Genomic DNA, 11,563 nt, shown 5'->3' on the forward strand with positions numbered 1-11,563 from the left:
GCGTCCGCGATGCCCGCGGACGCTTCGTCCCTGCTGCGGTTACTGCCGGGTCATGACGGACATTGGGACGAGTTGCGCGACGCGTCGGGGGCGCTGCGCGAACCGTGGCGGCAGTTCTTCGCGCAGTTCGGCGAAGACGGCATCGCGCGCCTCGCGGACCATCACGTTTCGATCGCGCGGCAGATCCGCGATAACGACATCAGCTACAACGTCTACGCGGACAACGGCAAGTCGCGGCCGTGGGCGCTCGACCTGCTGCCGTTCCTGATCAGCGAAGCCGAGTGGGCGCATATCGAGCGCGGCGTGGCGCAGCGCGCGCATCTGCTCAACGCGATCGTCGCCGATATCTACGGACCGCAGACGCTGCTCGAACATGGCCAGTTGCCGCCCGCGCTGGTGTTCGGTCATCCGGGCTATCTGCGGCCGGTGAGGGGATTCACGCCCGCGGGTGGTCAGTACCTGCAGGTCGTCGCGCTCGATCTGGCGCGCACGCCGGGCGGCGAGTGGAGCGTGCTCGCGCATCGGACCGAGGCGCCGTCCGGTCTCGGCTACGCGCTCGAAAACCGCCTGATCGTCTCGACGCTGCTCGCCGAGCCGTTCCGCTCGCTGCGCGTGAGCCGGCTCGCGCCGCTCTACTCGCAACTGATCGCGACGCTCGTGCAGGCCGCCCAGGCGACGATGCGCGACGAGCAAGGCAACGACGCGTCGCCGCATATCGCGCTGCTCACGCCGGGGCCGTACAGCGAAACCTTTTTCGAACACGTGTTTCTCGCGCGCTATCTCGGCGTCACGCTGGTCGAAGGCAAGGATCTGACGGTGCGCGGCGACCGGCTCTATCTGAAGACCTTGGCCGGGCTCGAACGCGTGCACGTCGTGCTGCGCCGTCTCGACGATGCGTTCTGCGATCCGGTCGAGCTGCGCGCCGATTCGACGATCGGTGTGCCGGGTTTGTTGCAGGTGATGCGCGCGGGCAATGTGATCGTGTCGAACGTGCCGGGCTCGGGTTTCGCCGAATCGCCGGCATTGCACGGCTTCATGCCGGGTATCGCCGAAGCGTTGCTCGGCGAAGCGTTGTTGCTGCCCGGTGTGCCGACCTGGTGGTGCGGCGAACAGGCCGCGCGCGAGCATGCGTTCGCGCATCTCGACGAGGCGTTCATCGTGCCGACCTGGCCACTCGCGGGACGCGATGCGCCGCCCGATATCGAGGGGGGCACGCAGCCGCTCGCGGCATGGCGAGAGCGCATCGACGCATTGCCCGACGCGTTCACGATCCAGCAGGAGCAGCGCTTTTCCTGCACGCCGCGCTACGAGGAGGGCACGATCGGCGGCCGGCCGTCGGTGCTGCGCGTCTATGCGATCGCCGATGTCAACGGCGGCTGGCACGTGATGCCGGGCGGCTTCACGCGCATGGCCGCCGAGCGGCAAACGACGGTATCGATGCAGCACGGCGGCAGCAGCGTCGATACCTGGGTGCTGTCGAGCCAGCCGAGTTCGACGTTCACGCTGCTGCCTTCGCCGATGCAGCCCGCCGACCTCACGCGCAAGCATCGCACGGTGTCGAGCCGCGCGGCGGAAAACCTGTTCTGGGCGGGCCGCTACGGTGAGCGCGCGGAAAACAATGTGCGGCTGCTGCGATTGATTCTCGGCTCGCTCGAAGGCAACGACGCCGACGCGATGTTCACGACGTTGGTCGAACTCGCGACCTGGTGCGGCCTCGTGCAGCCAGGCGACCTGGCATCGCCGCACGCACCGGCCTCGCCGCGGACGTTCGAGCGCGCGCTCATCGCGAATCTCGGCGAGAACGCGGGCAGCGTCAGCATCAGTCAGAACCTGAATTGCCAGGCACGCTCGAACGGCGAGGTGCGCGGGCGTCTATCGAACGATCATTGGCGCATGATCCTCGCGGCCCGCAACGACTTTCAGGACGCGTTGCAGGGGTTGCTGCCGGGCGCGGGCAATGGCGGTACGAACGGCGTCGGCAGCGGCGGCGTCTTCGATCGCTACGACCGCGTGACGCTCGCGAATGCGCTCGAGCATCTGTCGGTGCAGCTCTCGGCGATCAGCGGCGCGCAGGGCGACCGCATGACGCGCGATGAAGCGTGGCGCCTGCTGTTCGTCGGACGTCATATCGAACGCGTCGCGACGATGGCCGCTTTCATGAGCGGCGTCGCCGCGAACGGCCAGCTCGCGACGCCGTCCGGCTTCGATCTGCTGCTGCAGGTGTTCGACAGTACGCTCACGTATCGCTCGCTGTATCCGGGGCGTTTCGAAGTGCCCGCGCTGCTCGACCTGCTCGTGATCGAGCCGCACAATCCGCGCGGCATTTACGGCGTGTACGAGCGGCTGCGCAACAAGCTCGACGAAATCGCGATCGCGGCGGGCAGCGTGCGGCATCGGCCGTTCGCGGAGCTGCTGCCGCCCGTCGAGTCGCTGCCGTCGCTCGAAGCGCTTTGCGAGGTCGACGAACATGGCTCGTACGGCAAGCTGATCGCGCTGTGCGATCAGATCGGCGGCTTCGCGAACGCGGCCGCGCATGAGATCAGCGCGCGCTATTTCAGTCACGCGACCACCGTCGCCTCGCAGGTGTGGGTATGAAGAACGCGTCGACGGTACTGTCGGTGTTGCATCGCACTACCTATCATTATTCGACGTATGTCGAAACCGCCCAGCATCTGGCGACGATCCGGCCGCTCGCGTGTCCGTGGCAGCGGGTGATTTCGCGCAGCGAACGGATCGAGCCGGAGCCATCGTATCTGCATAGCCGCATCGACGCGTTCGGCAACGACGTCCTGTACTTCGCGCTCGATTCGCCGCACGAGCGCCTGCAGCTCGTCAGCGAAACCACGGTCGCGCTGACGCCGCGCTGGACCGACCTCGACGCCGAGGCCACCCCCGGCTGGGAGAGCGTGGCCGAGGCGCTGCGCTTTCGCGTCGGCGGCGCGTTCCGTGCGGAGGCGGAGTATTGCTTCGGGTCGCCGAATATCGCGCTGCGGCCGTCGTTGCGCGCCTATGCGTTGCCGAGCTTCACGCCCGGGCGGCCGCTCGTCGCGGGCGCGATCGATCTGATGCATCGCATCTACGAGGACTTCGCGTACAAGCCGTCGGCGACGCTATTCGATACGCCGGCCGAACGCGCGTTCGAACTGAAGAGCGGGGTATGTCAGGATTTCGCGCAGGTGATGATCGGCTGTCTGCGCTCGCTCGGTTTGCCGGCGCGCTATGTCAGCGGCTATCTGCGCAACGATCCGCCGCCAGGTCATCCGCGCCTGATAGGCGCCGACGCTTCGCATGCGTGGGTGTCGGTGCATTGTCCGGGCAGCGGCTGGATCGATCTCGATCCGACCAATGACGTGCTCGCCGACGTCGATCATGTGACGCTGGCGATCGGCCGCGATTACAGCGACGTGTCGTTGCTGCGCGGGACGATACTCGGCGGCGGCGCGCATCGGATCGAAGTGGGGGTGACGGTGTTGGAGTTGTGAAGGCGGGCGCGGTTCGTTGCCGGTAGGCGACGTAGTTCGGCCATAATGGCGAAAACGTCGCCGGAGTTCATCCCCTCATGAAGTTCCTTTGCTTCGCAGCGGTTCTCGTCGTTCTCACTGCCGGCTGCACTTCGACGTCGCCGCCGGCGAATCCTCAGGCCGCGTACGATACGAACGCCTACATGCTGCACGCTCCCGACGCCGTACCACCCGGCGACGCCGCGTCGAGACCACCGCGACTCACCGTCGGCACCAGCTATTCCGACACGCAGCTGATTCTGCCGTGGTTCCTCAACGACATCATCAACTTCGTCAACTATCGCTAGCCGACGATCTGGCCGTGCGGCTCTTCACATGATCGATGAACGCACGCAGCTTCGGCATGATCTGGCGGCGGCTCGGATAGTAGAGAAACACGCCCGGGATAGTCGGCGCGTACGGCTCCAGCACCTGCGCCAGCTTTCCCGATCGCAAGCCTTCGGCGGCCATCGGCTCGGGTAGCTGGGCAAGGCCGATGCCTTCGATCGCCGCACCCAGCATGCTCGGAAAATCGCTGGCGATGAAAGGACCCGCGACGGCGATCTCGACCGGCTGGCCGTTGTTGTTGAACGACCACAACGCGAGTGCGCCGCTGGAGCGGCGCCAGCGAATACAGGCATGCTCGCGCAGATCGTCCAATTGCCCGGGGCGGCCGCGCGCCGCGAAATAAGCAGGACTCCCCACGACGACAAAACGGAACGGCGCCGAGAGCGGCACCGCGACCATGTCGGCGGCGACGAACTGACCCAGCCGCACGCCGGCGTCGAAGCCTTCCGTCGCGAGATCGATCAGTTCCTTGCTGGTCGCGACTTCCACCTCGACATCGGGATAGGCCTTGCAGAACGACGCGATCAGCGGCTCCAGCAGGATCGGCACGACTGCGCGCGGCACGGAAAGACGCAGCAGGCCGGACGGCCGCTCGCCGAGTCCGCGGGCTACCTCGCTGGCGGCGACCAGTTCTTCGAAAGCGGGCTTGGCGCGCGCCAGAAAGCGCTCGCCGGCTTCGGTCAAGCCGACGCTGCGCGTGGTGCGGATGAAGAGGGTCGCGCCGATGCGGGCTTCGAGCACACGCACCGCCTGACTGACGGCCGACGGCGTCACGCCGAGTTGCGCGGCGGCGCCGCGAAAACTGCGATGCTCGGCAACGCTGAGGAAGACCTCGACGCCGTCGAGCGCGCCCTGCCTGACTGTGAAGTTCTGCTTCATAGCCCATCAACATTGTGAGGAATAGTCGCTCGCGCGAGACGATGGTACACCTAACACCTGCGCAACCAACGTTCGACAGGAGACACCATGTCACCGCGGCTTCTTTTTCAGTTGCATCTCGTTCTCGGCTATGTCGCCTGGCTGTTGTGCTTCGGCGCCTACGTCTGGCCGAAGCTCAAGTCGATGGTCCCATTCGACGCACAACGCGCGATCGCCACCTTGCACAGCTTCCGCTTCTTCGGGCTTGCCTTCCTGTTGCCGGGCGTCGTCAGTCCGCAGTTGCCCGCGAGCTTCGCCACGTTCGCCGCTTATGGCGATTTCGCCACGGGCGTGCTGGCGATGCTGGCGTTGCTGACGGTCCGGATACGTCCGCTGTTCTGGTCGTTCGTCGTGGCTTTCAATCTGGTTGGTGCGGCCGACCTGATCCTCGACTACTACCACGCGGTAGCGATCGATCTGCCCGCGCATGCCGGCGAGCTGGGCGCCATGTATGCGATTCCGATCATCTATGTGCCGACGCTGGCGATCACCCACTTCGCCGCCTTCTATCTGCTGCTGCGCCCTCGGCTCAAGAGGCTTCACGCCATGCCTGCCGTGAGCCGCGACGCTTCCAGCGTGTAGCCTGCTCGACGCGCCGCAGTTCGGCAACCTAACCAAGAACCCGATCAACTTCGAGCGACGTTTTTCCGTCTTCCACCTGCGTTATGCTTTCGGTCGTCGAGTCGCTGCTCGCGGCCTGAACGAAGCAGGTGCGCAAACCCGGCGCAATGTGGCCGGGTGGTACCCTTCACTGGCTCTTCCGGCTTTCGTGCATGCGACCTGATTCTCGCGTCGCTTTTCCTGGCGACGCGAGCAATGGCCCGGAACCACCACTGAACTCACCGAGGTGCCGACGTGAAATATCGCATGCTCTTGCTGCCGCTGCTTCTCGCCGCCTGCGCACAGACACCAGAAGTGACAGCACCGGCTCCAACGGCGACCACGGCCGCCACGAACCCGGCGCCGCAGACCGGCACCGAACTGCTGAGCCGTTACCACTGGCAACTGACCAACGCGATCGACAGCAATGGCACCCATATCGATGCGCTGTTCGCCCGCCCGGATCGGCCGGTGCAACTGGACTTCAGCCCGTACCGGATCACCGTCGTCAATAGCTGCAACAACATGGGAGCGGGTTACACCGTGAGGAAAGGGCATCTGCAGATCGGCCCGATGGTCAGCACGATGATGGCCTGCCAGGATCCCTCGCTTGCCGCACTCGACGATGCGATCTCGCAGCGTGTACGCGGCAGCGTCACCGTGAACCTGCTGGCGCGCGACAACGCGCCAAGCCTGCAACTGGTCACCGACAGCGGCGATACGCTGAGCTTTACCGGCGTGCCCACGGCCGAGACACGCTACGGCGGTCCCGGTCAGATAGCGTTCCTTGAAGTCGCGCCGCAGTCCGTGCCCTGCAACAATCCGTTAATGCCGAACGCGCAATGTCTGCTCGTGCGCGAACGCTTCTTCGACGAGCAGGGGCTGGCGAGTGGCGCGCCTGGTCCGTGGCAACCGTTGAATCAGACTATCGAAGGCTATACGCACACGCCGGGCATCCGTAACGTGGTGCGGGTGAAGCGTTTCACCCTCAAGAACCCGCCCGCCGATGGACCGGCGACCGCTTACGTGCTGGATCTCATCGTTGAATCGGAGAAGGTCGGGCAGTAATGCCTCGTCGAAGGTGCCGCCGGCCACGCCGGCGGCACGGCTCAAGCCGCCAGCATCATTACCCCTTCTGAATCAGCCGCCCCAGCGGTGCGAGCGGTCCCACCGGCAGGTACTCATACTTCATCAGCCCGTCGGTCACGAGCGGCAACGCGTCCAGTATTGCCTTGGCCTCGTCGACCGATTCGACGTTCATCAGGAAGATCGGCCCGGCCTTGTCGCGGAACCAGAACTGCTCGACCTTGCCGTCGAGATAAAGCTGGAGTGTCGCCGGCACCTCGTGGGGCATGTGCTGCTGGAGCTTGTCCGGGGTGAGGGTCGGTTGCGCGGATGCGATGGCGAAAACTTTCATCAGTGACCTCCTTGGTCGACGTTCGTTGCGAAGTACAACGGGACTCACTGTAGCCCTCGGCCGGGAAAAGCTGTATCGTCGTAAATGACAACTTTATGGTCATTTACGCCATGCGCATCGCCGTGCTCGCCTTGCAGGGATTGTTCGACACCGGCCTCACCGTCATGCTCGACGCGTTCTCCCTCGCCAACCGGTTCGCGGCCGCGAAGATGGGCGGGCGGCCGCACTTCGAAGTGTCGGTGGTCGGCGTGCGCAAGAAAGTCCGCTCGGGGCAGGGGCTCACGATACCCGTGCAAGCGATCACCGCCGACCTGAAGCCGGACTGGGTGATCATTCCCGCGCTCGGTACCGGCACGCCGGAGCAACTGGTGCCGGCGCTCGACCGGCCGGACGTGCGCGACGCCAAGGCACAACTACTGGCATGGCATGAACGGGGCGCGCTGCTCGCCGCGTCGTGCATCGGCACGTTCCTCGTCGCGGAGACCGGACTGCTCGATCATCGCGAAGCGACGACGACGTGGTGGCTGGGTCCCTTGTTCCGGCAACGCTATCCGACGGTGTTGCTCGATGAATCGCGCATGCTGGTGCCGTCGGACGTCGGTGTGACGGCGGGCGCGGCGATGGGGCATCTCGATCTCGCGCTGTGGTTGATCCGCCGCGCGAGCCCCGAGCTGGCCGCGCTGGTGTCGCGCTATCTGCTCGCCGACCTGCGCTCGTCGCAGGCGCCGTTCATCATCCCCAACCATCTGGCGCAGGCCGATCCGCTGATTCAACGTTTCGAACGCTGGTCGCGCGATCATCTGAAAGAAGGCTTCTCGCTGCAGCACGCGGCGGCCGCATTGGCCACGAGCGCGCGTACGCTGCAGCGCCGTTGCCAGGACGTGCTCGGCAAATCGCCATTGGCTTACTTCCAGGATCTGCGCGTCGAGCACGCGCAGTCGCTGCTGCATGGCAGTGGCCTCGGCATCGACGCGATTGCGGCCGAGGTCGGCTATGTCGACGGCGCGACGTTGCGCACGCTGTTGCGCCAACGGCTTGGCAAAGGCGTGCGTGATCTGCGTGCGGATCTTCGTTGAAGGCGGGTAGCGCGTACGTTGCCGTCGGCTGAGACCCTGTCACGGGGATGCGCAATGCATGCCTCCGCGCGGCCGCTACTCGCGGCATGCCGCTTGCTATTGAGCGCATTGCCGTCGAGCTTCGCGCCTCACTTCCACCCAGCGTAGACACGGCGCGCGAGATGAAGCCGGCTCGTGCGACCACGTATCCCGATCGAGATGGAGACAGTCATGCCTATGCAGCGCGCCGTTCCGTCATTGTTCTCTGTTGCTCCCGTCCTCTGCGGCGTGCCATTGCTTGCGGTTCTATCGTTGAGCGGCTGTGGCAGCGGCGACACCCTCCAGCCGACCGCCGCGCAGCCGCTCAACTGCGCGCAGCTTGCCGGCAAGACCGTGCCGGCGTCGGCGATCGGTTTGCCCACCACCGGCGCGAGTGTGACCGCGGCGACCGTGATGCCCGCGTCCGGCTCGGGCGCGCAGGCGACCGGTGAATATTGCCTCGTGAGCGGCGCGATCAGCCCCGTCGATCCCGCCGCGCCGCAGATCAAATTCCAGATCGCGATGCCGACCAGGTGGAACAGCAAGATCATGATGTTCGGCGGCGGCGGCTACGACGGCACGATTCCCGCGCCGACCGGCAACGTGCCGGCCGGCCCGACCGCACAGTCGACGCCGCTCGGCCGAGGCTACGCGGTGTTCGCGAGCGACTCGGGACACCAGGCCAACGCGCTCGGCAGCGAGGACGGCTCGTTCGCCGTGAACGACGAAGCGATCAATAACTTCGACGGCGACGCGCTGAAGAAAACCCGCGACGCCGCCGTCTATCTGATCGACGCGCGCTACGCGGTGAAGGCGCCGAAGCGCGCGTATTTCGCGGGCGGTTCGTCGGGCGGACGCGAGGCGCTGGCGGTGGTGCAACGCTGGCCGCAAGACTGGGACGGCTCGATCGTGCTGTATCCGGCATGGGCGGCCGCGAGCCTCGACCTGCAATTCGGGCGCATCACGCGCGCGCTGGCGGCGCCGGGCGCCTATCTCGACCCGGCGAAGCGCAAGGTGCTGCTCGACACGGTGCTCGCGAGTTGCGACGCGCTCGACGGCGTCGCCGACGGTCTGATCAGCAATGTCGCCGCGTGCAACGCGAGCTTCAATCCCGCGACGGCGACGCTGAACGGCACGCCGCTGCGCTGCGCGGGCGGCGCGGATACCGGCGACACCTGTTTGTCCGACGCGCAGATCGCGGCGCTGAACGTCTACGACACGCCGATCACGTTCGGCTACACGCTCGGAAGCGGCGAGACGCAGTATCCGGGCTTCAACGTGTACGGCGCCGATCTTGGCATCGCGAATCCGTCCGCGTTGCAGCCGACGGTGACCACGCTCGCGCTCGGCATGTCGCAACCGGCCTCGCCGATGCCGACGAGCGCGCCCTACATGAGCGTGTTCTGGGATCAGTGGATCCGCTACTTCGTCACGCGCGACCCGAACTACAACTCGCTCACCGTCGATCCGCAGAATCCGGGCAGTCTGCAGGCGCGCATCAGTCAGCTGACGGGCTTGCAGGACGTCAACAAGACGGATCTGTCGGCATTCAATGCGAAGGGCGGCAAGATTCTGATGGCGCACGGCATGGCCGACGCGCTCGTCAGCACGCGCTCGAGCGAGCAGTACTATCAGCGTCTGCAAGCGACGATGGGCGCGTCGAAGGTCGCGAACTTCGTGCGCTTCTACGAGATTCCCGGCTATGGCCACGCGGTCAGCACGGTGTTCAACGCCTCGTGGGATTCGCTGACGACGCTCGAAAACTGGGTCGAAAACGGCGTGACGCCGCCCGCGCAGATCGTCGCCGATACGGCCGGCGTGCCGGGACGCACGCGGCCGCTGTGTGAGTATCCGACCTTTCCGCGCTATAGCGGCTCGGGCGACGTGAACGTCGCGGCGAACTTCACCTGCGCCAGCCAGTAAGCGCGGCTCAACTGACGTTGAAATGCACGCGGATGTCCTGCGTGCTTTCGACGGGCTGGCCGTCGCGCAGCGCGGGAAAAAAGCGCCAGCGCCGCAACGCGTCGAGCAGCAGCTGATTCAGACGGGGGTTCGGCGTTGCCTGAATCAGCTCGACGTCGACCGAGCCGTCGGCGTGAATCGTGAAACGCGCTGTCGCGACCGTTTGATAGGCCTGCTCGCGCAAGTCGTCGGGCAGGGACGGTAGCGGTTGCGAAATGGAACGGGCGGCGGTGCTGGACGGTGCCGCGGCGCCGGGCGCTGCGGCGTGCCCGGAGGATGTTTGCGGCGAAGCGCTGTCGGCCGGCTGCTCCGCCCGCTCATCCGGCGACGCGCGCTGAGCCTGACTCGCAACCGGTGCAGACGGCGCTGCGGCGGCAGGCGTCGTCTGCGTGGGTGGCCTGGCCGGCACAGGCGGCAGTGCGCGATGCGACGATGTGCGCGGTTGCGTCCGCGCGGGCGGTGGCGCCTGTTCCGCTGGAACCGCAGTCGGAGTCCGCGGCGCACGAGGTGCGGGCGGCGCAGGTTCGTCGAGTACGACTAGGTGCATATCCAACGGCGCAGGCTGTTGGAGCGGCGGGTTCGTGTTCAGCAATCCGGACGATAGCGCCATCAGCACCAACAGCCAGATTCCGAGCGCAATCAGACAGGCGACCGCGGTGCGCAACTTCCTGACACCGGGCCCCTCGGCCAACTCACGGCAAGCATTAATCACGATGCACGGCGATCAGAAAGTGTTCGGCGCCCGCACGTCGCGCGGCGAGCATCGCCTGCACGACGGCGCCGTGACCGGCGTGATCGTCGGCCGCGATGACGACGTTGCCATCCGCACGCAGCAGGCGCTTGACTTCGGGTTCGATCTGATCCGCGCGCACGAGGTGGCGATTGATCGAGACCTCGTCGTTGCCATTCACCGAGATCGTCAACGGCTCGCTCATGCTGAGCGGCTGCGCGCGGCCCGACGGCAGATTGATCCGCACCGCGTCGAGACGCTGCATCGCCAGCGAGGCGAGCATGAAGGTCGCGAGCAGAAAGAACATCACGTCGATCATCGGAATGATTTCGATGCGGCCGCGCCGCGAGGCGCGCGAGCGTTTGAGTTTCATCCTTGCTTCCCGCGCGCCTCGTGTTGCAGACGCAGTGCGCTGAGTCGCGCGTTGGCGAACGATTCGAGTTCGTCCATCAGACGCTCGAGCCGCCGCGAAAAATAGTTGAACGCGAACAGCGCGAAGACCGCGACGATCAGTCCGATCGCGGTCGCCACCAGCGACTGCGCCACCCCGCCCGTCACGCCGCCCGGATCGACGAGCCCATTGCCGCCGAATAGCTGGAACGATTTCATCATCCCGACGATCGTGCCGAGCAAGCCGAGCAGCGGCGCCGCCGTGACGATCGTCTCGAGCAGCCACAGACCGCGGCCCATGTCGCGCTCGATCTGCGAGGCGATCGCTTGCGCCGACGCTTCGCGCAGCCACAGTGGCGAGTCCGAGCCGGGCAGCCACGGCGCGGCCATGCGCCGGAACGCGTGGTGCGGGGTGAGCTTGTCGAGACGGCCGTCATCGGCTGACGTCGGTTGAAAAAGACGCGCGGGAGCGCTGGCGAAGCGGGAGAACACATACGCCCGCTCGATGATGATGGTCAACGCAAGCACGCCAAGCACGCTGAGCGGATACATGATCCATCCGCCAGTGCGCATCGCCGCGATAAATCCCGTCCATTCCTGCATG

Annotated in this window: 12 protein-coding genes; 7 read left to right on the top strand and 5 right to left on the bottom strand. The window is 66.0% G+C overall.

The genetic code is table 11. The annotated features are described in order from the left end of the window. Positions 1–9 precede the first annotated feature (9 nt). The 3 genes from CI15_RS22940 (at position 10) to CI15_RS22950 (ending at position 3,808) form a co-directional block, all read left to right on the top strand. Positions 10–2,595: a circularly permuted type 2 ATP-grasp protein gene (locus CI15_RS22940; protein WP_062131667.1), complete on the top strand. Its 2,586-nt coding sequence runs from the start codon at positions 10–12 to the stop codon at positions 2,593–2,595. Next, positions 2,592–3,482, top strand: coding sequence for a transglutaminase family protein (locus CI15_RS22945; RefSeq protein ID WP_062131513.1), 891 nt, complete (start codon positions 2,592–2,594; stop codon positions 3,480–3,482). The genes CI15_RS22940 and CI15_RS22945 overlap by 4 nt, the downstream gene beginning before the upstream one ends. Positions 3,483–3,559: 77 nt before the next feature. Then, positions 3,560–3,808 (top strand): hypothetical protein, encoded by a 249-nt coding sequence (locus tag CI15_RS22950; RefSeq protein ID WP_062131516.1) that lies wholly within the window; start codon positions 3,560–3,562, stop codon positions 3,806–3,808. On the opposite strand, the gene CI15_RS22955 is transcribed toward CI15_RS22950, so the two are convergent. Then, positions 3,795–4,727 (bottom strand): LysR family transcriptional regulator, encoded by a 933-nt coding sequence (locus tag CI15_RS22955; RefSeq protein ID WP_062131518.1) that lies wholly within the window; start codon positions 4,725–4,727, stop codon positions 3,795–3,797. The genes CI15_RS22950 and CI15_RS22955 overlap by 14 nt on opposite strands. Before the next feature lie 87 nt (positions 4,728–4,814). Between CI15_RS22955 and CI15_RS22960 the strand changes: the two genes are divergently transcribed. After that, positions 4,815–5,348: a hypothetical protein gene (locus tag CI15_RS22960; protein ID WP_062131521.1), complete on the top strand. Its 534-nt coding sequence runs from the start codon at positions 4,815–4,817 to the stop codon at positions 5,346–5,348. Between the two features lie 273 nt (positions 5,349–5,621). Further along, positions 5,622–6,434, top strand: a complete 813-nt coding sequence (locus CI15_RS22965; RefSeq protein WP_153041166.1) for a DUF4377 domain-containing protein — start codon at positions 5,622–5,624, stop codon at positions 6,432–6,434. A 58-nt stretch (positions 6,435–6,492) separates the two neighbouring features. Here CI15_RS22965 and CI15_RS22970 read toward each other — a convergent pair whose 3' ends face one another. Further along, entirely contained in the window at positions 6,493–6,783 is a 291-nt protein-coding gene (locus CI15_RS22970) for a hypothetical protein (RefSeq protein WP_062131523.1), read from the bottom strand. 110 nt (positions 6,784–6,893) lie between these two features. On the opposite strand from CI15_RS22970, the gene CI15_RS22975 reads away from it, so the two are divergent. Then, complete coding sequence (locus tag CI15_RS22975; protein WP_062131672.1) at positions 6,894–7,859, top strand: GlxA family transcriptional regulator; 966 nt, start codon at positions 6,894–6,896, stop codon at positions 7,857–7,859. A 210-nt stretch (positions 7,860–8,069) separates the two neighbouring features. After that, the gene (locus CI15_RS22980; protein ID WP_062131526.1) at positions 8,070–9,800 is read left to right on the top strand and encodes a tannase/feruloyl esterase family alpha/beta hydrolase; all 1,731 of its coding nucleotides are present in this window, start codon (positions 8,070–8,072) and stop codon (positions 9,798–9,800) included. A 7-nt stretch (positions 9,801–9,807) separates the two neighbouring features. Here the strand turns inward: CI15_RS22980 and CI15_RS38080 are convergent, their stop codons facing one another. The 3 genes from CI15_RS38080 to CI15_RS22995 form a co-directional block, all read right to left on the bottom strand. After that, on the bottom strand, positions 9,808–10,449 hold the full coding sequence (locus tag CI15_RS38080) for a TonB family protein (protein ID WP_082814270.1): 642 nt from the start codon (positions 10,447–10,449) through the stop codon (positions 9,808–9,810). A 94-nt stretch (positions 10,450–10,543) separates the two neighbouring features. Then, positions 10,544–10,942: an ExbD/TolR family protein gene (locus tag CI15_RS22990; RefSeq protein WP_062131532.1), complete on the bottom strand. Its 399-nt coding sequence runs from the start codon at positions 10,940–10,942 to the stop codon at positions 10,544–10,546. Next, the gene (locus CI15_RS22995; protein ID WP_062131536.1) at positions 10,939–11,562 is read right to left on the bottom strand and encodes a MotA/TolQ/ExbB proton channel family protein; all 624 of its coding nucleotides are present in this window, start codon (positions 11,560–11,562) and stop codon (positions 10,939–10,941) included. The genes CI15_RS22990 and CI15_RS22995 overlap by 4 nt, the downstream gene beginning before the upstream one ends. Between the last annotated feature and the right edge of the window lies 1 nt (position 11,563).

This window comes from Paraburkholderia monticola, from assembly GCF_001580545.1.
In the GTDB taxonomy this organism is placed as follows: domain Bacteria; phylum Pseudomonadota; class Gammaproteobacteria; order Burkholderiales; family Burkholderiaceae; genus Paraburkholderia; species Paraburkholderia monticola.